Origin of the sequence: Planomicrobium okeanokoites (genome assembly GCF_003428875.1) — a bacterium.
GTDB lineage: Bacteria > Bacillota > Bacilli > Bacillales_A > Planococcaceae > Planococcus > Planococcus okeanokoites.
The window spans coordinates 300,566-323,183 of the sequence record NZ_QQRS01000001.1 but is presented as its reverse complement, the minus strand read 5'-3'; the positions used below and the strand labels follow the sequence as shown (position 1 = coordinate 323,183).

Sequence of the window (22,618 nt, the reverse complement as noted above, 5' to 3'; positions counted from 1 at the left end):
CTTTTCATCCAGAGAAAACCACCCTTCCTTTACCAAGATGGACTACGATCGTTCTTTCACCTGTGCTCGTCAAAAACCTTAAAGTGCCGGAAGCGATCACCGATCCGTTTGACCAGTAACCGATCGAACTCAAATTGCTTGTCTTCTGCAAAATGACGGAATCAGGAAACTCACGTGATGAAATGGGGCTGAATTGATTTTGCACCAAATCGTATCGCCCGACTTCCCTGAACATGACGGAAACAGATAATCCAGAACGATAAGCTTCCGTTTGGGCAAAATAGATATCGTTTTTAAGGAGTTGAAAAAATCGCTCTTCTTCTTTTTGGACCGCAATCTGGTTATACGCCGGCAAACCGATGCCGATGGTTGCCATCAGGAGTGCCAAGACGATCACCACTTCCAGCAGCGAGAATCCCTTATTCTTTACACAGCCGGTTTGGACGATGACACTACACCATCTGTTGAAATGTTTACAATGTCTCCATTCGGACAATCGGTTTCATCAGCTTTCAGATAGCCTTCTGTCACGAGGTCAGCGATAGTCGGCACTTTCTTTTCATCCATCCTGAAAGACTCCACTTGCCCTTGGACCATCTGGACAAATGCTTTACACCCTTTTTCATCCACTGCTGTCGTCTGTTTTGAGACATTCGGAATTGCGATAGCTATTAAAACCGTGATGATCAACATGACAATCAGCATTTCAATCAGCGTAAAGCCTTTTTGATTTTTCAATTTCGTCATATATTTCTCCTCCTTAAATTGTATGGACTAAATTATACATCGGCAGTAAAATCGCCAGATAAGCGGCGACAATACATGCGGCTATGATGATAAAGAATGTCGGCTGGATGATCCGCAGCCATTTTTGGGTGTGCTGCTCAATTTGTTCCATCTGGACGTCGCTGTACAGGATCAGCTCTTTACCAAGAAAACCCGTGAGCTCGCCGTGCTTCAAAAATGCCGGCATGTCGGTTGACAGAATAGCCATCCGCTCAACAGCTGTCGATAACGGCTGCCCTTGAATGATTTCTGATTTAATATTCCCCGCGATAAAACGGACGATCGTGTGATGGTTCTGTTCAGTCAAAACCTTCACTGACTCCTGCAGTGAAATTCCGCTGTGGACCAATGTACCGAGTTCTCTGGCAATCAAATGTGACCAATAGAGCCGGATATATTGTTTTACTATAGGTAAGCGAAGCAGCCAATTGATCTGGACGCGGACCTTCTGCACTTTTAAAATCTTCCAAAAAACAAATGCGCCAAAAAGGCTGACAGCGATACCTGCAATAAAATAATCCGGCAGTTTAAGTAAATAGGCAGGAACGCCGCTGTTCCCCTCTCCGCTTTGTAAAGAAGCCATCAACTCGGTCAGGTTTGGCACATAATTCAATCTGAAAAACAGGAACAGCAACGAAGTGAAGCCAAGCAGGGACACCGGATAAACCAATATATTCCTCAGTTTTGTCCGGACCTGTTCAGTTCTCCCGTAACTCTTAGCGATACTCTGCAATGATTCGGACAACCTCCCATGATGTTCGGCTATCTCTACCGGAAACAGCACACTGTCCTTGAAACCAAGGAATTTCAACAACTCCGCTGCATTGCCTCCACTTTTTAATATCGAATCCAATCCTGCTTCCGCAGCTTCGAGCGTCCTGCAGTGGATCGGTAAAAGAAGTGTCAATGCAGTGGGCAATAAATAGCCTTCCGTTAACAGGACGGACAACCTTTCAAGAAATCGGCTGCGGTCACGCAGATGGATCTTCCGGGATTCTTTCCTGACGTTCAAATGCACCAATCGCCACCCCTTCCCGTATTTGGCCCACGAAAGAAAGACGCTCTGGAAGAAGGTATGCTTTATTAGCCTTCGCAGCTTCAAGCGCTTCTTCCAGACGGTTGCCGTGCAGGATTTCGTATAGTGCGCGGTAGGATGGCAGATCATCACCCATTTCAGCGAAAACCGGCATGATGCGTTGCGCGGAAACCGCTATCAGGGTCTGTGACATATCTTCATAAGAAATCCCAAGATCTCGCAGACGGTGAAGACAGCCGACAGAATGCCTCGCATGGATTGTCGAAAATACAAGATGGCCTGTCAACGCTGCACGCACAGCAATATGGGCTGTTTCGGCATCACGGATTTCACCGATCATGATAATATCGGGATCATGTCTTAAAATAGCTCTTAAGCCGGCTGCATAATCCAAACCTGCTTTTTCATTAACCTGAATCTGAAGGATTGCCTGATTTTTCCGCTCTACTGGATCTTCAAGGGTTATGATATTGCGGTTCAGTTTATCAGCACAATGTTTCAACAGAGAATAGAGGGTTGTCGATTTACCGCAGCCTGTCGGTCCAGTAAGCAAAATCAACCCTTGGCCTGATTCGGATAATTTTTCAAGCAGTCTAGCTGAATCCCGGAATGCCGCCAGTTCACGGATCGGCTTGGCTGCTTCGTCCGGCATTATGCGGATTACGATGCTTTCTTTCGTCAATACAGAAGGCAAAGTCGATATGCGAAAATAAAAGGATTTGTCTTCAATGGGAAGATGGAAGGAGCCAGTTTGAGGTTTTCTTTTTTCACTCATGTCTAAAAGGGATAGATATTTGAAATAGGCAATCATCCGATCGCCAAAATCAAAGGGGATTTGTGTTACTTGCCGCAATCCTTCGAATGAGCGGAAAGAAACATTATAGCAAGAAGGTGCGGGTTGGATATGGATATCAGTCGTGTCACAGTCAGCTGCTTTTTGCAGCAGCTCGGTGCATTTCCGTTCGATGATTTCCTGCATGATTCCCTCCTGTACGGTTTTGAACAGCGCCGCCACACTGTTCCCCCATAGTATAACCACGACTATTTCCAAGCGCTATAGTTTATGCCATAATAATTTTTTACCCCCCGCTTTTCGGGGCAAAAATGATTTTTGGCCACCAGTTCCATAGAAATAAAATTGATAATATTAGTAGCCGATATTCCGCAAAACAGCTTCGCGTTCGGGGGGCTTGCGCTGAGCTAACTCGGACTCGTTGCACTTCGCTTGGTCCCCCAGGAGTCTTCGCTGTTTTGCTCCATACCTCTAGAAGTTTCTCTTAAAAATGAATCAGTATATAAATTAATATTTGTTTAGTTCAACATGGATAATGCTTAGCTAACTCGGGCATTCGCCCGAGTGGGATTGGAGTACAACTCTTTTTCTAAGCCCTCTTAACTAACTTTCATATCCAGAAGCGGATCCCTGCGAAGGCGCGGCGCCGGACTGGCCGGAGCAATAAGACGAGTGATCTTCTCGGCTTATTGCGGGAGGCTTGTCCAAAGCGACGAAGCGGTGTATTCATACTATTTTTTAAAAAAGATAACTACAATTTTTTCCCCTCAAAAGATTACACCGGTTTGTCACAAAGAAAGGGAACTCGCGGTTTACACAACGACTCGCTTTCCTATATAATAAATATGAGATTATTGTGTTGTGGCAAAGGAGGGATTACCCATGGATAACATGTTTAAATTAATGGGATGGTGGACTGGGATTTTCGCAGTTCTGTTTTATGTAGGCGATATGGTGGAAGTTTCTTTATTGATGGTTGCCAACACCGGATTTTTTGTACTTCTAGGATTTTTAAATATTTCTGAGCGTATGTATATGTATATCTTCGCGGCTTACCTAACAGTATTCTTCGTCGGCTTCACATACTACTCAACTTTCATCCATATTCCGGGTGGAGGACATTAATCAAAATATTAACCAAAAAAAGCGGCCAGCATTGGCCGCTTTTTTAATTTGATTGCAGAACTCGAAATTTTACAGGAACGGATTGCTTCTGGCTTCTTCAGCCGGAGTCGTATCAGGGCCATGTCCCGGAAACAGGACCGTATCCGGCGCCAGTGTCAATAAGGAGGTGCGGATCGAATGGAGAAGTTTTGTTTCAGAGCCATCGATCAGGTCAGTCCTTCCTATGCTCCCCCGGAATAATGTATCACCGACAATAGCGAATCTTTCTTCCGGAAATGAAAAACTGACACTTCCAGGGGAATGCCCCGGTGTATGTAATAAATCCATCCTGAAAGTTCCCAGCACAAGTTCGGTTTCCTCATTGATCAAAACATCCGCATCCTTTACCCGGTAATCCGGCAATGCAGCATATTTTCCAGAGCCATTCAGATTAGGTCGGCCAAGCCACTCCCTTTCGAGATGATGCAGATAGACAGGCACTCCATAGGAATCCCGCAGTGCATCGACAGCTCCAATGTGATCGAAGTGTGCGTGTGTCAGCAAGATTGCCAAAGGCTTAAGATCGCGTTTTTTCAAAAGGGCTATGACTCGTTTTTCTTCCTCGCCCGGATCAAATATAAGACATTCCTTTTCCTCATTTGAAACGATGTAACAATTCGTCTGAACTGGGCCTAATTCCAATTGTTCAATTTTCAGCATTATTTTCACCTCTGCTTCAATTATATCACGGACCCTTTTCAATTGACTGTTCAATAGATTGCCACTTTTCACGCTCGACAAAACAAGTTAAATTCTTTACAATAGTATAGAACACGACGGCACTGGCTGTTAATGTTGAAGGGAGTGTCATATATATGGAATCAGGTTGGATATTAATACTCATTTTTGGCCTCATTGCAGTTTTAGCCGCAATAGGCACTGTACAGACATTGAAAAACAAAGAAGTATTAGGATTTTTATTTAATTTCGGAACTTTTGCCATTTTTGGAGCCTTTGCAGTAGCTACAGCAATCACACAAGGCTTTCCACCATCATTGCATTAATATGAAAAAGCTGTTGTTGCATCCTATGCAACAACAGCTTTTTTATTTCCTTTAATCATTAAAAAAAACGGACCTTCAAAAGGTCCGTTTTTTTATTGTGTTGCTGCGGGAGCTTCATCAGTCAAAAGCTCGCCGGTTTCTTCGTCATAAAACCTCAATAGGTCGCCGTTGATGATGGCTTCCGAATAGTTCAACTGTTGCATAGCACGATCGATGAACGGCTCACAACCTGCCGGATCGTCTATTTCACCTGTTTCCAGATCATAGCATGAGCCTCCGGCATAAACATTTTCCCCGGTAATGAATCGTCCGTCACGGAACACTGTGAACTCTTCACGTTCTTCCGAAAACAGATCGTCACCGAACTGGATATCCTCATCAGCTTCGATCCCCATCAAATTCAAGATCGTCGGACGCATATCGATCTGGCCGCCAATCTCTTCATTGACATGGCCTTCACCGTATCCTGGAATGTGCACGAAGAAAGGCACTTTCTGAAGTTGAGCTGTATCATAAGGTGTTATTTCTTTCCCTAGGAACTGAGACATGGCAGCATTATGGTTCTCGGAAATTCCGTAATGGTCACCATACATGACAATAATGGAATTTTCATAGAGACCTTTAGCTTTCAATTCATCGAATAATTCCTTGACAGCTTCATCCAAGTATCTTGCCGTTTGGAAATAACGGTTCAAAGTCCCTGAATTGGAATCGAACTCAGAAATGAATTTATCTTCCTCATCCAAATAGAACGGATGATGATTCGTTAATGTCAAAAGACGACTGTAGAACGGCTGCTGCATCTCAGTCATGTGTTCAACAGACTGCTGCATGAACGGAACATCCTTCATGCCCCAGTTGACCGCCTGGCCTTCTTCGATTGTAAAGCTTTCTATATCCTGGAATTCGTCAATTTCAAGCGCCTGATACATAATATCGCGGTTCCAGAAACTTTTCGTATTGGCATGTTGTACATTCGTGAAATACCCATTCTCTCCAAGCTTTTCAGCCATCGAGTTATAGGTGTTGCCGCTGTGCGTGAAGAAAACAGCACTTCCTCCACGAGGATAAAGTGAATTTTCAAGAATGAATTCCGAGTCGGATGTTTTCCCAAGTCCTGTTTGATGATAGAAATTCGGGAAGTAGATCGTATCCTTGTCTTTCGTCAATTCATTCATGAATGGTGTGATCGTCTGTCCATTCATCTCATTATTCAAGACGAACGTTTGAAGCGATTCAAGTGTTACCACGATCAAATTGCGATCCTTGGCAATGCCGTGCATTTCATCAGATGGTTCAGCCTGTGTTGAACTTACGTAATTGGTTACTTCAACCAATTCAGAACCGTTTGCCAACGCACGTTGAGCCTGTGACTTCGATTGGATGTAAACATCATACAAGTGGTAATTATACATCCCGATATTCTTCACCAGCATTTCCCGGTCAAAACTCCGCGTCAGCAATTGCGGACGTTCAGCCTCAGCCAGTCCCAAATTGAAGAACATTAGAGCAGCCGACAGGATGAAATACGCTTTCCTTTGAACAGAAGATGCTTTTTCTGTGATCTTCATTGTCGGCAGGAACTTGATTGCCAGCAGCACAATCAGGAAATCAGAGAAATAAAAGATATCTGTCCAAAAAATGCTGGCTGCTGCACTGGACTTCAAATCACCGAAGTTCTGGGTTTGAAAAAGCAGCGGCAATGTGATGAAATCACTGAAAAAGCGGTAAAATGCGACGTTACCGTACAAGATGGCCGATGTCACTAATGTCATGATGAGTAAATATCGGTTTTTGGCCTTTTCACTTTTAAAGAACAAGGCTAATCCGTATAGAAATAAAAGCATGCTCAACGGATTAATGAACAAGATGAATTCCTGCAATGCATTATCAATCGTGATTGAAAATGCTGTTTTGTAAACGATGTAGGTTTTTAACCAGGTTGCGATGATTGCGATTGCAAGAATTGAATGTTTAGGCCATTCTCTTTTTAACATCCCAAAACATCCTCCTCTTTTCGATACATTTTGTCATTCATATCAATTCCATTTCTTTTTGAAATTACAGCTTAATTGTTAATCCAATGTTTACTGAAATATTACATAACCACAACATAATATTTACCCTCTTAATAGACGGATGAAACGCTGGAAAGTTTCAAAAAAACGGAAATTCTTTTAGATTTTATTCTGTTCACTGCGCAAAATCAATAATGCGGAGGAAAATTCCTTTGCTGTTATGAACTGCAATCGATACAGTTCCCTGATTTCTTCTTCCATCAAATGCAGGTCAGCTTTTTTATCTGCTGTGTATATAATCGTGCCATACCTTTTCAGCAGCTGCATCACATCGTATAAGTTATTCATCCATTCACCTGCCCGGCATCCTTGCAGCCATATTCGGTGCAGATTCGCTGAACTGGAATGTCATGCCCTTCGACAGGTACATACTCTTTGATTTGGGCTGCAAATGCAAGGGATATGGTAAATCCTCTATAATTCGTCAGATAGCGGTCATAATAACCTCCGCCAAATCCGATGCGGTAGCCGTCTCGCGAAAAAACTACACCAGGCACAATCAGCAAATCTATTTGATCAGGCTTCACAGGTTCCGTTTGTTCAATAATGGGTTCCTGAAGCTTCATATATACTGTTTCCAATTGGTCGAAAGAATCAATATTCCTGAAGTCCATGCTGCGCGAAAGCGGTTCGCATTTCGGCACCACGGTCTTTTTACCGGCTTTCCAGCATTCTTCGATCAGCCTGTGGGTATCGACTTCCGGAAAAGCTGATATTGTGAGGCCGATTACTTCAGCCTGCTGAAATGCTTCGTCTTTCAATAGAAACTGGATGATTGCTTCAGACTTTACCCGATGGTTTTCCGGATCCATTGCCTTCAGTTCATTGATCATTTCTTTACGCTGGCTTGTTTTTCCCATATCAGACACCCCTTTAAAAGAAAAAAGCCAAAACCCAGAGGTTTTGGCGGTCCATTCATTACTTAGTTTCACGGTGTAAAGTCATTTTTCGTTCACGTGAGCAATATTTTTTCATTTCAAGACGCTCAGGGTTGTTGCGCTTATTTTTAACAGTGCTGTAGTTACGTTCGCTACATTCTGTACAAGCTAAAGTGATGTTAACACGCATCGGTTTCCCTCCTAATTCTTTCAAAGATCATTTTTAAATAAGCAAGATCTATACGACTTAATTATTATAGCATATATCACCATAAAGTCTACTGATAATATTCATAAAATATAAGATGGCAAAATGCGAAATTCCAGTCGAAAAAAAGCCGGCGGAATAGTGACCGCCGGACCGTCCTTATTTATTCAGATCGTAATGCCTGCCGCGCACCAGGTAAAATAATTGTTCGGCAATATTGGTGGCATGGTCTGCAGACCGTTCCATATAGCGGCCTATGAAAGCCAACTGGGTGATCTGGCTGATTTTCTCCGGATCCTCGCTTCCAGCAAGCATTAATTGTGTCAACACCTGCCCATACAGGTCATCCACCTGGTCATCGAGTTCCGCTATTTCTTTGGCTTTCGCTACGTCTTCTTCCACAAAAGCATCTATGACCTGCATCAGCATGGTCGTTGCCAGCTTATGCATTTTTTCGATTTGGACAATCGGAGCCAGATGCTCTTCTTTGCCCAGACGAATCGTTTCTTTAGCGATATTCACCGCGTAGTCCCCTACCCGCTCCATATCCGTTGCCACTTTAATGATGACAATTAATCTGCGCAGATCGGTTGCAACGGGAGATTGTTTAGCGATCAACAGGATCACGCGGTCATTGATTTCTTCCTCCAGCCTATTGATCTGGACATCATCTTCAATAACTTCCAGTGCAGCATCAATATCATGATTAAGCAATGCACTGACCGATTTTCCAAGCGCATCAACTGCCATCGTACTTAACTGGATCAATTGGTCTTGGGATGAATGCAATTCTGTATCGAATTTTTCACGTACTGACAAAATGGAACGCTCCCTTTCTTAGCCGAACCTGCCGGAAATATAATCTTCTGTGCGTTTATCTGAAGGATTTGAAAAAATTGTATCCGTTTTATCATATTCGATTACTTCACCGTTCAGGAAAAACGCTGTCTTATCCGAAATACGCGCAGCTTGCTGCATATTATGCGTCACAATGATGATGCTGTAATCTTTTTTCAGTTCCTGGACAAGTTCTTCAATTTTGAGCGTCGAAATCGGGTCAAGAGCTGAAGTCGGCTCATCCATTAAAATAACATCCGGTTCAATGGCCAGCGCGCGAGCTATACAAATTCTCTGCTGCTGCCCTCCTGAAACGCTGTATGCATTTTCATGCAGGCGGTCCTTCACTTCATCCCAGATAGCTGCGCCTCGAAGGCTTTTTTCCACGATTTCGTCCAGGATTTTTTTGTTTTTGATGCCGTGGATACGTGGTCCGTATGCAATATTGTCATAAATGGATTTCGGGAACGGATTCGGTTTCTGGAAAACCATGCCGACACGCGTCCGTAGTTCTTCCACTCCGTAATCCTTGTCAAAAATGTTGCGACCCCGGTAAAGGATCTGCCCGGAAGTCTTAACTGAAGGGACAAGCTCCACCATCCGGTTCAAAGTTTTCAGATACGTGGATTTACCGCATCCTGAAGGCCCGATGATTGCAGTGACTTCATTTTGCTTAATATCCAGATCTATATTTTTCAATGCATGATTATCGCCATACCATAGATTCAATTGTTGCGTATCATAAACGGATTTTGATGCGGAACTGGTTGAATCGTCCTTTACAAGTTCAGCTGTTTTACCGTTGTTGTAGATAGTATTTGTCGTTGACATAGTAGAACCCCTTCCACTCTAGTAGCGTTTCTCGAATTTATTGCGGATGATGACTGCCACTGAATTCATTAACAGCAGGACAACCATCAGAACGATAATGCCTGCAGCTGCGACTTGCTGGAATTCGGGCTGCGGACGGCTGGACCAATCATAGATCTGCATCGGAAGTGCTGTGAATGTATCCATCACTCCCTTAGGCAGGAACTGGATGATCACAGGTATTCCGACTACGATCAATGGTGCGGTTTCACCAATAGCCCGTGATAAGGCCAGGATGCTTCCTGTCAAAATTCCTGGAATTGCTGCAGGCAGGATGATTTTAACAATAGTCTGCCATTTTGTAGCACCCATCCCATAGGAAGCATCGCGCAATTCGCCCGGAACGGAACGGATCGCTTCCTGCGAAGCAACGATGATGACCGGAAGAATCAGAAGGCTCATTGTGAAGCCTGCTGCCAGTACGCTGTTGCCGAGTGCCAGCGCGCGGACAAAAATCGTAAGTCCGAGCAAACCGAATACGACAGATGGCACACCCGCCAGATTTGAAATGTTCATCTGGATAAATGTGGTGATACGATTCTTGCCGGCGTATTCTTCAAGATAAATCGCCGATCCCACACCCAGGATGATGGACGTCGGTGCAACCACCAGCATCAGCCAAATCGAACCGACCAATGCGGCTTTGATGCCCGCCTGTTCGGGAAATCTGGATGCGTAATTGACCAGAAAATCAAACGACAGGTGATTGACCCCTTGGGATACAATCTGGTAAAGCAAAATGACCAGGGCCAATAAAGCAGACAGCGTTGCAAGGAGAAATATCGATTTGAATAATTTATTGACGAGATTTCTTCCATTCATCCGTCTCACGACGTTGTCGTGTTCTATATATCTCATCTCAATACTCCTCTCTGAAACGCTTGGAAACGTAGTTGGCAATAATGTTCATTACCATCGTGAAAATGAACAGGGTGAATCCGACAGCGTAAATTGAATAATAGATGGTTGTGCCGTAACCAGCATCGCCTTTAGATACCTGGACGATATATGCAGTCATTGTCTGAATGGATCCGGTAAAGTCACCATCGAATTGTGGTGTAGATCCGGCGGCGAGGGAAACGATCATCGTTTCTCCGATTGCGCGCGATACTGCCAGCACAACGGAAGCGATGATGCCTGAAATTGCGGCCGGAACTGTGATTTTCATGGCCACTTCGAATTTGGTCGAGCCCATCGCAAGTGCTCCTTCACGGATGCTTTTCGGCACGGACGACATGGCGTCTTCCGACAGCGATGCAATCATCGGAATGATCATGATCCCAACGACAATTCCTGGTGAGATGGCGTTGAAAATCTTTATTTCCGGGAAAAAGCTTTGAAGCAGCGGCGTGACAAAAGTCAGAGCGAAGAATCCGTAAACGATTGTCGGAATGCCGGCCAATACTTCCAGCACCGGCTTTATCACTCTCCGTACATTGTCAGTTGCATATTCACTCAAGTAAATAGCGGCTGCAATACCGATCGGCACTGCGACGATGACAGCTATCAAAGTGACCTTCAAAGTGCCGACAATCAGTGGCAAAACGCCGAATTGTGCAGACTTGTTTGAAAAAGGCAGCCATGTGGTGCCGAATATAAATTCACTGATGCTTACTCTTGTAAAAAATGTGACTGTTTCCACGATTAACGTCAACATGATCCCTATGGTTGTCAATACGGATACCGATGCAATCAGGAACAATAGAACCGGTATGAGTTTTTCCACGAATTTCTTATTTTTCTTGCCTTTCGACTGCGCGATCATTTCCTGCACAGATTGCCCCATGACGAAACCCCTTTCACACCCAAAAGGTGAGCAAAGGCTGCTCACCTGAATTCTGGACTATCTTCAAATTATTTTAATGCTTCAAGATCTGCCAAACCTTTTTCATACTCTTCTTCAGGCAGTGCCACGTAACCGACTGCTTCCGCCATTTCACCGGCATTCTCAATTGTGTATTGCATGAAATCGTATGCTGCTTCGTTGTCACTCATTGAAGAGTTTTTAGCATAAGTGAACAATGGACGTGATAACGGTGAGTATTCACCTGACGCAATCGTTTCATCATTCGGCTCTATTCCGTCGATTGACACTACTTTCAAAGTTTCCTGGTTCGCTACGTAGTATGCGTAACCGAAGAATCCGATGGCATTCGGATCAGCCTGGATGCCCTGGACCAATGTGTTGTCATCTTCGGAAAGCGTCGCTGCGCTGACGATGTCTTCGTCTTCAAGGATTACTTCATTGAAGTAATCGAATGTTCCTGAAGCCGTACCCGGTGCGTAGAAGACCACTTCTTCATCCGGCCATTCCGGATTGATGTCAGACCATTTTTTCGTAGTGCCGTCTTCAACCCACAGTTTTTTCAGGTCTTCAACTGTCAGGTCTTCGACCCAGTCGTTTTCTTGGCTTACGACAACCGAAAGGCCGTCATACGCTAACAGCAGTTCTGTGTAATCGATGCCCGCTTCTTCAAGGGCTGCTGCTTCTTCTTCTTTTATAGGACGGGATGCATTGGAGAAGTCCGTTTCACCTTGTATGAATTTTTCAAAGCCACCGCCTGTTCCGGATACACCGACTGTTACCTGAACGCCTGGTTGTACTCCAGCGTATTCTTCAACGATGCCCTCCATGATCGGTGCTACTGTAGATGATCCATCACCAATAACTGAACCTTCAACTTCTCCGGCTGTTGCTGAGCCGTTCTCTTGTGATTGGCTTCCTTCCTCAGTGCCGCCTCCACATGCTGCCAGCAACATTGTCGAACCTAAGATTGTTGAAGCCATTTTAAATTTCCAGTTTTTCATCAGTTACGCCCCCAAATAGTTTGTTTTGTTTACAGTCTTAACTATAACGACCGATTGTTGAGGACATATAAAGCCATTGTTAAGATATTGTAAATGTGAAGCAATTTAAAACAAAGATAAAAAACCCGCTCTGCCTATTTGGCAGAGCGGGCTTCAAACCTTATTCTTCTTCAGCATCTATCGGTTCTTCTTCGCCTTCTTCAATCACTTCATTTGAATATGGAGCTTTGATGACTGAAGGCGACTCTTCAGATTTTGTTTCGCGAAGTTCGAAGTATTTATCGAGCGCTTCACGCACAATCAGATTGCTTGTCGGTGGAACAATACTTGTATTTGTCGTTATATAAGGAATCATCACCGCGTAAGCAACTTCAGGATTTTCATATGGAGCAAAACCGACATGAGTTGTCGTTATAGAATTCTTAGTGTAATAAGGACTTGTTTTGTCATCGTAGAATTGAACTTCTGCAGTACCGGTTTTTCCGGCTGCCGTATAGTCTGTGTCCTTGAAATAGGATCTGGCTGATCCTCGGCTACCTACATAGACATTGCGCATGCCCTTTTTCAAATGATCGATCTCCGCCTGAGGATTACTGATTCGGTTCAGGATTTTAGGCTCGATCACAGTTTCCACCGGCCCTAAATTTTTGCCATCGGTAGACGGACCGCGGATTTCTTTAACAAGATGTGGTTCCATCCGATAACCGCCGTTGGCAATCGTAGAAATATATTGAGCTAACTGCATTGGAGTATAGGTGTCAAATTGACCAATGGCCAAATCGAGGAAAGTACCACCAACGTTTTTCGCTCCCTGATACCCGCTGCCTTCAAATGGCAAATCGATACCTGTTTTGACGCCTAAACCAAATTGTGCAAATGAATTTCTCATTATATCAAAATTTGAAGATGGAATGTTAATTGGTTCTTTGTATTGGTATGTTTCGTTAGCGATTTCCAGGGCAATTTTGAACATATACACGTTCGATGATTGCTCTATAGCCTGTAAATCCGTCATTGGAATACGGTTAAATAGAGATTTATTAAAAATAGACCGTTTTAGCGGCGTCCCTTTTATTTGCAATGGCTCATCAATCAAGACATCTCCCATATTAACTGCATCTTGCGCATAACCTGTCAAAAGTGTTGCGCCTTTTACTGAGGAGCCTGAAGCATAGGCAGCGGTGACTGCAGCATACGAATGGTCCTGAATAACCATTTTACCAGTGTCATCCCGTTCAATCCGTTTACCGACCATCGAAAGGATTTCACCAGTGCGGGGATCCATCATGACTAGATAGGCATCTTTTACCAGTTGAGAGTTGGGACCTGATTTTAACTGTCGTAAATGTTTTTCTACTATATCTTCTAAGGAAGAGTGCAATTCGCTGTCTATCGTCAGCATCAAGTCTTTGCCTGGTTTTCCTTCGTCTGCCGGTATCGTATCAATAACCCGGCCTCTGCCATCAGTAATATTTTTGACGACCGATTTCTGACCTTGCAGAACATCCTCATATTGCTGTTCCAAAAAGCTGGTTCCGACCCGGTCATTGCGTGAATAATCGCGGGCCAGATAATACTCGAGACTGCTTGAAGGAATCCCTTGTTCAGGTGTTGTAGTGCTGCCGAGAATCGTCAAGTCGCTGGTTTTTACCCGTTTCCAGTCAGTGATCGTGTTGACGCCTTTCAGTTTCGGGTCAGTCAGTCTTTCAGATACACGGGCAAACTCTTCCGGTGTCACGCCTTCATTTTTAATGATTTGAGGAGATAGAGCGTAACCCGAAGTCATCTCACGGAAAATAGCAAGCGTTTCAATATCTTCGGCAGTAAGGCTGGCCAGCTCTTCTTCTGTAATCTTTTCCCGGATTAAATCATCCAGCTTGCGCTGCTTTTCTTTTTCAGTGATTTCTTCATTCTGGATGGCTTGTCGTTCTTCATCCGTCACTTTATCCGTTGCTTCCTCAGTATTTAACATTATATAAAAATCCTGTTTATCCCGTTCGGTAACACGTTTATCATCTTTTTCAATCAGTTTCGCCAATTCTCTAGCGGTATCCAGCATTTCAGAGCGCTTTGTCGTCTGCATTGCCGTATATGTAATGGCGCTGACCGGATCGTTGTCAACAAGGACGCGGCCTTCGCTGTCGAATATGCGGCCTCTTGGCACACTGGTGTTGACAGGCACTTCTTCCGTTCTTGCAAGTGCACGCGCATAATCCTCGCCTTTAACGATTTGCAGATAGCCGAGTCTCAGGATCAGCATTGAGAACAGCAGAAAAATGGAGAAGAAAAGGACATTCATGCGAAAGACGGTATGGGATTTCAGCTTCGACTTCGCCTGGCTTACTCTCCTTTTATTGGGTTGGGTCATTTAGTAAAGGTCTCCTTCCGGTGAAATATCCAAAAGCTAGTATATCATCGAACAATAAAAAACACACACTTTTTCAGACGAAAAAGTGTGTGTCAGGTTTCATTTATCGGATATTATTTTGCAGCTTCGTAGCGTTTTGATACTTCGTCCCAGTTTACTACATTCCAGAAAGCAGCCAAATAGTCAGGGCGTTTGTTCTGGTATTTCAAGTAGTAAGCATGTTCCCAGACATCAACTCCAAGAATCGGCGTTTTGCCGTCCATCAATGGAGAATCCTGGTTGGCAGTTGAAGTTACTTCCAACTCTCCGTTAGATACAGTCAGCCAAGCCCAGCCTGAACCGAAGCGAGTTTTTCCTGCATTTTCGAATTTTGTTTTGAATTCGTCAAAGCTTCCGAACTTGCTGTCGATTGCTTCCGCAAGTGCACCTGATGGAGCGCCAGTGCCATTTGGAGTCAACAATTGCCAGAATAATGAGTGGTTTGCGTGTCCTCCGCCGTTATTGCGTACAGCTGTACGGATATCTTCAGGAACAGCGTTCAAATCAGAAATCAATTCTTCTACAGATTTTGAAGAAAGATCGTCGTGGCCTTCCAGGGCAGCATTTACATTAGTTACATAAGTATTATGGTGTTTCGTGTGGTGGATATTCATCGTCTCTTTGTCGATGTGTGGTTCCAGTGCGTCATACGCGTAAGGTAGTTCCGGTAATTCATAAGCCATGATTAAATTCCTCCTTGAGTCTATTGTTCTACTTTCCTAGCGTATCAAAGTTTACAAGTTGTTACAATTAAAATGCATGAACATCCAATTTAATCAGACCTTTGACTGAATCAGACCAATATAAAGAACAGTATCACCATCACCAGCTGAATGATGCCTTTTGTGAATACAGAAGTAATAAAACCGACGACAGATCCTATACCGGATCTGAATGCCTGTTTGAAATTAGACCGGTTAAAGATGAGTTCCGCACCGATCGCACCTAAAAATGGGCCGATGATGATCCCGATGATCGGGATTAAAAACGGACCGGCAATCAGGCCGAGCATGCTCCCCCAGAATCCCGCTCTCGATCCGCCAAACCGTTTTACCGTATAGGCATTTGATAAGGCGTCTGCGCTGAAAAGCAACCCGACGAACAATAACTGGATAAGCCAGAACCACCAAGGCAGATCAGCAAAATCAAAGAACAGGCCATACATGATGAATCCACCGAAGATAAAAAGAACTGCCGGTATGACGGGATACACGAGACCGATAAATCCGATGACAAAAAACAGCAGAACCACAATCCAGCCGATCACTTCCAATGCTTCCACAGCCATTCCCCCTTTAATAAAATTATTTGCGCCATTAATGCTCTGACAGGCATAAACTGACTTCATTTTGCTTCCTCAAACTTATTAAAACACTTCATTCAAATAATATAAAAAACTCCCTTCCATCGTGCCTTACATTTTTTAAAATGTAAAGAAAGATGAAAAGGAGCTGTTTTTTAAGCCCGGTTGCCTAAGATGGCTTCCGCGATATTCACTGAATGGTCACCAATCCGCTCAAGGTTGCTGACGATATCCACGAACACGATGCCCGCCTGTGCCGAACATGCTCCTTCATTCAAGCGAAGGATATGTTTCTTACGGAATTTGCGTTCCATCTTATCGATAAGATCTTCCTGCTCCGCAACTTCACGTGCAAGTTCATGGCTTGTCGTATCAAGTGCATCCAATGCTTTTTGGACCGTTGCAATGGTCAACGTGAACATTTCTCTTAAGTCTTCCATTGCGTCTTCAGTAATATTTACACGATTATTAACCTGATAGTCAATCAATTCGATGATATTTTCGAAATGATCTCCGATCCGTTCGATATCACGAACAGTTTCCATCAGCATGGTATGGCGTGTTGAATCAGCAGCCGAGATCGACTCTGCAGAAATCAATACAAGATAATCAGTGATTTTACTGTCGAGATTGTTTATTGCATCTTCCAGCTGATAGCCGGTTTGTGCATTCTTGGAACTTTTAGTTTTTAGATATTCATATGTTTCCTGTAGTCCCTGCACAGAATACTGACCCATGCGGAGAATTTCCTCTTTCGCCTGCCCCAGTGCAATCGAAGGAGATTGCTCTATAAAATGGATATCGAGGTGCTTCGGTTTGAATTCGATTGTCACTTCTTCTCCAGGAATTACCTTAGTTACCAGATAAGCCCAAAGCCCGATCAGCGGGAACTGGATGATCGTGTTAGCAACGTTGAATGTTCCGTGTGCAAATGCGATTTCCATTTTCGGCTCCAACCCGAATGTAGTGCCAAGCCAAGTTACATAAGCTGTGAAAGGCACCAGCAAAATGAGGAACAGTACAGATCCGATGACATTGAATAGTACATGTACCGCTGCTGCACGGCGTGCTGCAACTGACGTACCAAGAGCGGCAAGCACTGCTGTAATAGTAGTACCAATGTTATCGCCGAATAATACAGGCAATGCAGCATCAAGCGTCACAAGACCTTCAGCGTAAAGACCCTGCAGGATTGCTATGGTACCGCTTGAACTCTGAACGATTAAAGTAAAAATAGTTCCTACTGCTACGCCCAGAATAGGCATTTCACTCAAATTGACCGTCATATCGATGAATGCCGGCAATTCTCGCAGCGGCTTCATGGCTCCGCTCATTGTTTCCATCCCGAAGAATAATCCCCCGAAACCGAAAATGACCTGGCCGATATTCTGGATTTTATTTTTCTTAAAGAAGAAAATCATGAAAGCACCAACGGCCATGATCGGTAAAGAGTAGGCTCCTACGTCAAGGCCGATGATGAACGCCGTAACAGTAGTACCGATATTAGCTCCATAATGACACCAATTGCCTGGCGCAAAGTCATGAACCCAGCGCTTACCAGCCCGACGACGATTACAGTCGTACCTGAACTGGATTGAATGAGGATGGTTACTATTATACCAACTAGAACCCCCATGAATGGATTGGTTGTAAAGCGATCCAAAATATCACGCAGTTTATCCCCTGCCGCTTTCTGCAAAGCATCTCCCATATATTTAATGGAGAAAAGGAATATACCAAGTCCACCAAAGAAGCTGAATAGTATTTCTTGCCAGTTCATTTCCACGATTAACAATCACTCCTAGATTAGCGTATTGACACCTTGTCTATTATGAATAGTTCTATAGCGAATTGTAAATACCTTTAATAAAAATTTACATTCCCGTAACAAAGCAAAATTTTTTCTGATAAATATCATGGTAGGATAGGATTAAAGTGAGAAAGGAAGATGAATTTGAACATATATCAATTGCTGAAGGCCAGTTTGATGGAACCTAAAAAGCAGGCGGCCGTCAGGATAATGCCGATAGGCAAAATTATGCGTTTTATATTTCTGTTTATCCTGGTGCTGACAATTGCAGCTTTCATCGAATTTATCACTGGCCTTAATAATGTTTCTGGAGATTTGGAAGGCTTGCTAGTTTATATAGAAGAAATTGAATGGCTGCTTTACCCTTTGGCATTTATTCTTTTATTTGTTTCCACAACCCTATACCATTTCATAAAGATCAGTTTATTCGCGTGGATCGGTATGGTTATACTCAAAGCCCGCAAGCGCCGTGGAGAATATAGGCATCTGTGGCGGACAGCCGCACTCAGCGTCACAATTCCGACAATATTGTCTTTTGGCATCGGTTTTTTCACCGACAATGCATGGCTTCCGCTGCTGATTTCCCTGCTTACTTTAGTTTACCTGTACATGGCAGTGAAGTATTACCCCAAAATGCCTCCACAGCGCAAATAAAGCCAGTAAAGCTCTTTCTTGTATTTTTCGAGCTGTGACTGCTAAAATAGCAATAGGCATCCCTTAGAACCGGAGAGGAAATAGCTTCCTCCATCAATCCGGCAGAAGAAATCCGGGATCGGCGCCTTAGCCGGAGCATCCCAAAAGGAGAGATAATTGATGAGTGAGATCATTCACCGTTCAAAAACACGCCCCGTTAAAGTTGGAGACATCACAATCGGCGGCAGCAACGAACTTTTCATCCAAAGTATGGCTACAACAAAAACACATGACGTGGAAGCGACAGTCGCTGAGATTCTGCGCCTCGAGGAAGCAGGCTGCCAGGTGGTCCGGGTAGCATGTCCAGACGAACGTGCAGCCTACGCTATAGGCGAAATCAAAAAGCGCATTAACATTCCTCTGGTTGTCGACATCCATTTTGACTATAAATTAGCGCTGATCGCCATTGAGCAAGGCGCTGATAAAATCCGGATCAACCCAGGCAATATCGGCCGACGCGAAAAAGTCGAAGCAGTTGTGAATGCGGCTAAAGCGAAAGGCATTCCGATCCGCATCGGAGTCAACGCAGGTTCTCTGGAAAGAAAAATTCTTGAGAAATACGGTTATCCGACTGCTGACGGAATGGTTGAAAGCGCGCTTCACCACATCAAAATCCTTGAAGACCTTGATTTCCATGACATCATCGTGTCACTAAAAGCATCAGATGTGAGCCTTGCTATTGAAGCATATGAAAAAGCTTCGCAGGCGTTCGATTACCCGCTCCACTTGGGCATCACTGAATCCGGCACCCTCTTCTCTGGTACTGTGAAGTCGGCTGCAGGCCTTGGGGCATTGCTTGCCAAAGGCATCGGCAACACGCTTCGTGTTTCATTGAGTGCTGATCCTGTTGAAGAAGTCAAAGTAGCCCGCGAAATGCTTAAAGTATTCGGCCTTTCTTCAAATGCTGCAACATTGATTTCATGTCCGACATGCGGCCGCATCGAAATCGATTTGATCTCGATCGCCAATGAAGTCGAGGAATACATCTCCCATATTAAAGCTCCGCTTAAAGTGGCAGTTCTTGGCTGTGCTGTCAATGGACCAGGAGAAGCTCGCGAAGCGGATATCGGAATTGCCGGCGCACGCGGTGAAGGATTACTGTTCATGCACGGCAAAACTGTCCGCAAAGTACCGGAAGAGACTATGGTGGAAGAACTGAAGATTGAAATCGACAAGCTTGCACAGGAATATTTTGAAAAGCAAGCCGCAGAAAAAGCGGAAGCAGAAAAACAACAAGTTTAAGGTAGTGATGCAATGAGATACCGTTTTGGAATCGATATAGATGGGACAGTGACTTCACCGACTTCGCTGATCCCTCATATTAACAAGCAATTCAACAGTGAGTTGACCTTGGATGATATAAAAGAGTATGACCTTACATCCGCCCTTCCCCATTTGGAGCCTGGAGAATTCTATTCCTGGTTCCGGGAAGCGGAGTCAACCATATACGCTTCTTCCCCGGTGTCGGAAAACGCTAAAAATATTCTGAACCAGTGGAAAGAGCAGTATGAATTATTCTATATTTCTGCTCGTGGTGAGAATGTAATGGACATTACGTTCGAGTGGTTCAAAAAACATGCCATCGCCTATGATCACATAGAATTGATCGGCACCCACAAAAAGATTGCAGCAGCGAAACGCCATAATGTAGACCTCTTTTTCGAGGACAAACATGACAATGCTGTTGAAATCAGTGAAGAACTTGATATTCCTGTTATCCTGTTCAACACCCCTTATAACCAGGATCCGATTCCTGACAAGGTTATTCGCGTTTATAACTGGCTCGAAGCGGAACAATGGGTGGATAACGAATTTGGCATCCAAAGCGCATTAACAACTCAAAATAAATAGAAAAAAGCCGATTGCTTCTCTGAGCAATCGGCTTTTTCTATTTATCATTATTTACAAGCAGGGCATTTCCCATAGATTTCGAATTTATGGTTATCGATTTCGTAGGCTGGCAATGCCGCACCGAGCATATCCATCGGACAAACCGGTATCTCTTTGATTTTGCCGCAGTCCATGCAAATGAAATGATGATGATGGGAATCACTTTCACAGTGCATGCGGAAATGCCGCTCCCCTGACAGTTCCGTCTCTTCCAATATGCCAAGACTGACGAAAGTCGCCAGATTACGGTAGACCGTATCATAGCTCATGCTCGGATAATCCTTTTGCATGACATCCAGAAGGTCTCTGGCAGTCAGGTAGCGGTCGTCATTGACGAACAACTCCAAAATCTGGTTGCGCTTTGAAGTTTCCTTGTAACCATTTTCCTTCAGAATATCCCACGCTTTTACAAGATTCATGCGATCGCCCCTCTCTTTACACTTACAGCAATTTTTTTATAGATCAAGACAAGCAATAATAATAAAATCGATGTAACGACAATTGTGCCGCCTGGCGCAAGATCAAAATAGAACGCTGATATCAGGCCGGCAATGACCGATGCCTCCCCGAAGATAATGGACAGGGTAATCGTTTGCTTAAAGCTCTTTGAAACACGCATGGCCGCAGCCACTGGAATTGTCATGAGCGATGACACCAAAAGGATTCCCACAATACGCATCGAACCCGCAATAACTAGCGCTGTGACAATCATGAACATGAAATGGATCCACTTTGCCGGCAACCCGGAAGCCTTGGCGTATTCATCGTCAAACGACAAAACGAACAGTTCCTTGAAAAATATCACGATAAACGCAAGAACCACTATTGCAATGGCGACGACAATCAGCAGGTCTTCCCTGCTGACAGCCGAAACCGATCCGAACAGGTAACCGAAAAGGTCATTTGAAAATCCTTGTGCCAAGGAGATGAAAATTGCACCGAAACCGATTCCTGCCGAAAGAATGATGGGAATGGCCAATTCCTCATAATGCTTGTAGAGTGTCCGCAGACGTTCAATTAAAACGGAACCGCCGACGGAAGCGGCAATCCCGAGAAAGAGCGGATTCAATGCCGAGAAAACAACGACACTCTGACTTAAATAAAGGCTGCCGGCAATTCCAGCCAATGTAACGTGGCTTAAGGCATCCGCGATCAATGACAGCCGGCGCACGACGATGAAGACTCCCAGCAGCGGTGCAATGACCCCGATGATCAAACCGGCGCCAAAAGCATTCTGTAAAAATTCATAAGTAAAAATTGCATCAATCATGGTCAATGTGCGCCTCCCACATGATGGATCTTGCGGACAGAATGTCCATACCAGGAAGCCCGTTCCTCATCACTTAAAGTTTGGAATTGTTCTTTGAACCCGTGGAAATGGATAGTCTGATTCAGACAGGCAACATGGGAGATCCGGTCAGTCACCGTATCTACATCGTGCGTCACCATAACCAGCGTAATTTCTTTCTCCCGGTTCAGTGCAGCCAGCATATCGTAAAATGCCTGGACGTTCTGGTGGTCAATGCCGACAGTCGGCTCATCCAGAATGAGCATTTTAGGTTTTGCCACCAAAGCGCGGGCGATAAATACACGCTGTTGCTGGCCACCTGACAGTTCGCTGATGCTGCGGTGGAGAAATGCCTCCATCCCAACCGATTTCAATGCATCCAGTACATCTTCGTCAACCGTTTTCGGCAGACGCCGGAATAGACCGGCTTTTTTAGCAAGACCTCCTGCCACCACTTCTTCCACAGTAGCCGGAAATCCGGAATTGAATGAATTGGATTTTTGCGAAACATAACCGATCCATTCTCGATGTTTGAAGTTTTTAGAGTCTACCCCGAACAATTTGATGGATCCTTTTGTCGGTTTTATCAGCCCGAGCATGATTTTCAGCAAAGTGGATTTACCTGACCCGTTAGGACCAAGGATTGCTAGAAAATCCCCTTTCTCAACTTTCATCGAGATGTTCTCAAGCGCTTTCGTTTCTTCATATTCGAAGCTGATGTCTTTGATTTCAATCAATGGCGCTTCCATAATGCCGCCTCTTTTC

At 44.2% G+C, this 22,618-nt stretch carries 25 protein-coding genes and 1 pseudogene; 5 read left to right on the top strand and 21 right to left on the bottom strand.

The genetic code is table 11. The features are described from left to right. Positions 1 to 4: 4 nt before the first annotated feature. From D2910_RS01675 to comGA, 4 genes are read right to left on the bottom strand one after another with little or no spacing between them, the layout of a single operon-like run. The gene (locus tag D2910_RS01675; protein WP_117312184.1) at positions 5 to 496 is read right to left on the bottom strand and encodes a type II secretion system protein; all 492 of its coding nucleotides are present in this window, start codon (positions 494 to 496) and stop codon (positions 5 to 7) included. After that, positions 427 to 747 (bottom strand): competence type IV pilus major pilin ComGC, encoded by a 321-nt coding sequence (gene comGC, locus D2910_RS01670; RefSeq protein WP_084246084.1) that lies wholly within the window; start codon positions 745 to 747, stop codon positions 427 to 429. The genes D2910_RS01675 and comGC overlap by 70 nt, the downstream gene beginning before the upstream one ends. A gap of 13 nt (positions 748 to 760) precedes the next feature. Continuing rightward, complete coding sequence (gene comGB, locus D2910_RS01665) at positions 761 to 1,804, bottom strand: competence type IV pilus assembly protein ComGB (protein WP_117312580.1); 1,044 nt, start codon at positions 1,802 to 1,804, stop codon at positions 761 to 763. After that, positions 1,758 to 2,801 carry a competence type IV pilus ATPase ComGA gene (comGA, locus tag D2910_RS01660; protein ID WP_117312579.1) on the bottom strand — a complete coding sequence of 348 codons (1,044 nt, stop codon included), beginning with the start codon at positions 2,799 to 2,801 and terminating at the stop codon, positions 1,758 to 1,760. The genes comGB and comGA overlap by 47 nt, the downstream gene beginning before the upstream one ends. Positions 2,802 to 3,497: 696 nt before the next feature. On the opposite strand from comGA, the gene D2910_RS01655 reads away from it, so the two are divergent. Next, positions 3,498 to 3,740, top strand: coding sequence for a DUF2626 domain-containing protein (locus D2910_RS01655; RefSeq protein ID WP_084246088.1), 243 nt, complete (start codon positions 3,498 to 3,500; stop codon positions 3,738 to 3,740). Positions 3,741 to 3,809: 69 nt separating this feature from the next. Here the strand turns inward: D2910_RS01655 and D2910_RS01650 are convergent, their stop codons facing one another. Then, positions 3,810 to 4,439 carry an MBL fold metallo-hydrolase gene (locus D2910_RS01650; RefSeq protein WP_117312578.1) on the bottom strand — a complete coding sequence of 210 codons (630 nt, stop codon included), beginning with the start codon at positions 4,437 to 4,439 and terminating at the stop codon, positions 3,810 to 3,812. Between the two features lie 155 nt (positions 4,440 to 4,594). Between D2910_RS01650 and D2910_RS01645 the strand changes: the two genes are divergently transcribed. Continuing rightward, positions 4,595 to 4,783, top strand: coding sequence for a DUF2759 domain-containing protein (locus tag D2910_RS01645; protein ID WP_084246090.1), 189 nt, complete (start codon positions 4,595 to 4,597; stop codon positions 4,781 to 4,783). Between the two features lie 92 nt (positions 4,784 to 4,875). Here the strand turns inward: D2910_RS01645 and D2910_RS01640 are convergent, their stop codons facing one another. From D2910_RS01640 to D2910_RS01580, 13 genes and pseudogenes are all read right to left on the bottom strand, one after another. Beyond that, complete coding sequence (locus D2910_RS01640) at positions 4,876 to 6,780, bottom strand: LTA synthase family protein (RefSeq protein ID WP_084246092.1); 1,905 nt, start codon at positions 6,778 to 6,780, stop codon at positions 4,876 to 4,878. A gap of 180 nt (positions 6,781 to 6,960) precedes the next feature. Next, a complete protein-coding gene (locus D2910_RS01635; protein ID WP_084246094.1) occupies positions 6,961 to 7,149 on the bottom strand; it encodes a YqgQ family protein in 189 nt (62 codons plus the stop codon). Next, the gene (locus D2910_RS01630) at positions 7,146 to 7,721 is read right to left on the bottom strand and encodes a 5-formyltetrahydrofolate cyclo-ligase (RefSeq protein WP_117312183.1); all 576 of its coding nucleotides are present in this window, start codon (positions 7,719 to 7,721) and stop codon (positions 7,146 to 7,148) included. The genes D2910_RS01635 and D2910_RS01630 overlap by 4 nt, the downstream gene beginning before the upstream one ends. Before the next feature lie 58 nt (positions 7,722 to 7,779). Further along, positions 7,780 to 7,929 carry a 50S ribosomal protein L33 gene (gene rpmG / locus D2910_RS01625; RefSeq protein WP_081986929.1) on the bottom strand — a complete coding sequence of 50 codons (150 nt, stop codon included), beginning with the start codon at positions 7,927 to 7,929 and terminating at the stop codon, positions 7,780 to 7,782. A 177-nt stretch (positions 7,930 to 8,106) separates the two neighbouring features. Then, positions 8,107 to 8,766, bottom strand: coding sequence for a phosphate signaling complex protein PhoU (gene phoU / locus D2910_RS01620; protein WP_084246098.1), 660 nt, complete (start codon positions 8,764 to 8,766; stop codon positions 8,107 to 8,109). Positions 8,767 to 8,784: 18 nt separating this feature from the next. After that, positions 8,785 to 9,615, bottom strand: coding sequence for a phosphate ABC transporter ATP-binding protein PstB (gene pstB / locus D2910_RS01615; protein WP_240633531.1), 831 nt, complete (start codon positions 9,613 to 9,615; stop codon positions 8,785 to 8,787). 18 nt (positions 9,616 to 9,633) lie between these two features. Then, positions 9,634 to 10,512, bottom strand: a complete 879-nt coding sequence (gene pstA, locus D2910_RS01610) for a phosphate ABC transporter permease PstA (protein WP_117312182.1) — start codon at positions 10,510 to 10,512, stop codon at positions 9,634 to 9,636. Between the two features lies 1 nt (position 10,513). Continuing rightward, positions 10,514 to 11,440, bottom strand: a complete 927-nt coding sequence (pstC, locus tag D2910_RS01605; RefSeq protein ID WP_084246100.1) for a phosphate ABC transporter permease subunit PstC — start codon at positions 11,438 to 11,440, stop codon at positions 10,514 to 10,516. Positions 11,441 to 11,508: 68 nt separating this feature from the next. Beyond that, positions 11,509 to 12,462, bottom strand: a complete 954-nt coding sequence (locus D2910_RS01600; RefSeq protein ID WP_084246102.1) for a PstS family phosphate ABC transporter substrate-binding protein — start codon at positions 12,460 to 12,462, stop codon at positions 11,509 to 11,511. Between the two features lie 160 nt (positions 12,463 to 12,622). After that, positions 12,623 to 14,830 (bottom strand): penicillin-binding transpeptidase domain-containing protein, encoded by a 2,208-nt coding sequence (locus tag D2910_RS01595; RefSeq protein ID WP_117312181.1) that lies wholly within the window; start codon positions 14,828 to 14,830, stop codon positions 12,623 to 12,625. A 113-nt stretch (positions 14,831 to 14,943) separates the two neighbouring features. Next, positions 14,944 to 15,552 (bottom strand): superoxide dismutase, encoded by a 609-nt coding sequence (locus D2910_RS01590; RefSeq protein WP_084246106.1) that lies wholly within the window; start codon positions 15,550 to 15,552, stop codon positions 14,944 to 14,946. Between the two features lie 110 nt (positions 15,553 to 15,662). Continuing rightward, positions 15,663 to 16,142 carry a DUF456 domain-containing protein gene (locus tag D2910_RS01585; protein WP_084246812.1) on the bottom strand — a complete coding sequence of 160 codons (480 nt, stop codon included), beginning with the start codon at positions 16,140 to 16,142 and terminating at the stop codon, positions 15,663 to 15,665. A 185-nt stretch (positions 16,143 to 16,327) separates the two neighbouring features. Continuing rightward, positions 16,328 to 17,958 (bottom strand): annotated as a pseudogene (locus D2910_RS01580) (Na/Pi cotransporter family protein). Positions 17,959 to 18,120: 162 nt separating this feature from the next. On the opposite strand from D2910_RS01580, the gene D2910_RS01575 reads away from it, so the two are divergent. From D2910_RS01575 to D2910_RS01565, 3 genes are all read left to right on the top strand, one after another. Then, complete coding sequence (locus D2910_RS01575) at positions 18,121 to 18,636, top strand: DUF1189 family protein (RefSeq protein WP_240633530.1); 516 nt, start codon at positions 18,121 to 18,123, stop codon at positions 18,634 to 18,636. Positions 18,637 to 18,795: 159 nt separating this feature from the next. Then, entirely contained in the window at positions 18,796 to 19,917 is a 1,122-nt protein-coding gene (gene ispG, locus D2910_RS01570; protein ID WP_084246110.1) for a flavodoxin-dependent (E)-4-hydroxy-3-methylbut-2-enyl-diphosphate synthase, read from the top strand. A gap of 12 nt (positions 19,918 to 19,929) precedes the next feature. Further along, positions 19,930 to 20,526: a hypothetical protein gene (locus D2910_RS01565; protein WP_084246112.1), complete on the top strand. Its 597-nt coding sequence runs from the start codon at positions 19,930 to 19,932 to the stop codon at positions 20,524 to 20,526. Between the two features lie 47 nt (positions 20,527 to 20,573). On the opposite strand, the gene D2910_RS01560 is transcribed toward D2910_RS01565, so the two are convergent. Genes D2910_RS01560 through D2910_RS01550 form a run of 3 tightly spaced genes read right to left on the bottom strand, consistent with a single transcriptional unit; the run spans position 20,574 to position 22,602 of the window. Continuing rightward, positions 20,574 to 20,984 carry a Fur family transcriptional regulator gene (locus D2910_RS01560; RefSeq protein WP_084246114.1) on the bottom strand — a complete coding sequence of 137 codons (411 nt, stop codon included), beginning with the start codon at positions 20,982 to 20,984 and terminating at the stop codon, positions 20,574 to 20,576. Continuing rightward, positions 20,981 to 21,835 carry a metal ABC transporter permease gene (locus D2910_RS01555; RefSeq protein ID WP_117312180.1) on the bottom strand — a complete coding sequence of 285 codons (855 nt, stop codon included), beginning with the start codon at positions 21,833 to 21,835 and terminating at the stop codon, positions 20,981 to 20,983. The genes D2910_RS01560 and D2910_RS01555 overlap by 4 nt, the downstream gene beginning before the upstream one ends. 2 nt (positions 21,836 to 21,837) lie before the next feature. Beyond that, the gene (locus tag D2910_RS01550) at positions 21,838 to 22,602 is read right to left on the bottom strand and encodes a metal ABC transporter ATP-binding protein (protein ID WP_084246116.1); all 765 of its coding nucleotides are present in this window, start codon (positions 22,600 to 22,602) and stop codon (positions 21,838 to 21,840) included. Positions 22,603 to 22,618: the final 16 nt, after the last annotated feature.

Coding starts and splice junctions, on each gene's coding strand:
- comGC (WP_084246084.1), bottom strand. CDS start 747: ATGACGAAATTGAAAAATCAAAAAGGCTTTACGCTGATTGAAATGCTG.
- comGA (WP_117312579.1), bottom strand. CDS start 2,801: ATGCAGGAAATCATCGAACGGAAATGCACCGAGCTGCTGCAAAAAGCA.
- D2910_RS01655 (WP_084246088.1), top strand. CDS start 3,498: ATGGATAACATGTTTAAATTAATGGGATGGTGGACTGGGATTTTCGCA.
- D2910_RS01650 (WP_117312578.1), bottom strand. CDS start 4,439: ATGCTGAAAATTGAACAATTGGAATTAGGCCCAGTTCAGACGAATTGT.
- D2910_RS01645 (WP_084246090.1), top strand. CDS start 4,595: ATGGAATCAGGTTGGATATTAATACTCATTTTTGGCCTCATTGCAGTT.
- D2910_RS01640 (WP_084246092.1), bottom strand. CDS start 6,780: ATGTTAAAAAGAGAATGGCCTAAACATTCAATTCTTGCAATCGCAATC.
- D2910_RS01635 (WP_084246094.1), bottom strand. CDS start 7,149: ATGAATAACTTATACGATGTGATGCAGCTGCTGAAAAGGTATGGCACG.
- D2910_RS01630 (WP_117312183.1), bottom strand. CDS start 7,721: ATGGGAAAAACAAGCCAGCGTAAAGAAATGATCAATGAACTGAAGGCA.
- rpmG (WP_081986929.1), bottom strand. CDS start 7,929: ATGCGTGTTAACATCACTTTAGCTTGTACAGAATGTAGCGAACGTAAC.
- pstB (WP_240633531.1), bottom strand. CDS start 9,615: ATGTCAACGACAAATACTATCTACAACAACGGTAAAACAGCTGAACTT.
- pstA (WP_117312182.1), bottom strand. CDS start 10,512: ATGAGATATATAGAACACGACAACGTCGTGAGACGGATGAATGGAAGA.
- pstC (WP_084246100.1), bottom strand. CDS start 11,440: ATGGGGCAATCTGTGCAGGAAATGATCGCGCAGTCGAAAGGCAAGAAA.
- D2910_RS01600 (WP_084246102.1), bottom strand. CDS start 12,462: ATGAAAAACTGGAAATTTAAAATGGCTTCAACAATCTTAGGTTCGACA.
- D2910_RS01595 (WP_117312181.1), bottom strand. CDS start 14,830: ATGACCCAACCCAATAAAAGGAGAGTAAGCCAGGCGAAGTCGAAGCTG.
- D2910_RS01590 (WP_084246106.1), bottom strand. CDS start 15,552: ATGGCTTATGAATTACCGGAACTACCTTACGCGTATGACGCACTGGAA.
- D2910_RS01575 (WP_240633530.1), top strand. CDS start 18,121: ATGAATTTGAACATATATCAATTGCTGAAGGCCAGTTTGATGGAACCT.
- ispG (WP_084246110.1), top strand. CDS start 18,796: ATGAGTGAGATCATTCACCGTTCAAAAACACGCCCCGTTAAAGTTGGA.
- D2910_RS01565 (WP_084246112.1), top strand. CDS start 19,930: ATGAGATACCGTTTTGGAATCGATATAGATGGGACAGTGACTTCACCG.
- D2910_RS01560 (WP_084246114.1), bottom strand. CDS start 20,984: ATGAATCTTGTAAAAGCGTGGGATATTCTGAAGGAAAATGGTTACAAG.
- D2910_RS01555 (WP_117312180.1), bottom strand. CDS start 21,835: ATGATTGATGCAATTTTTACTTATGAATTTTTACAGAATGCTTTTGGC.
- D2910_RS01550 (WP_084246116.1), bottom strand. CDS start 22,602: ATGGAAGCGCCATTGATTGAAATCAAAGACATCAGCTTCGAATATGAA.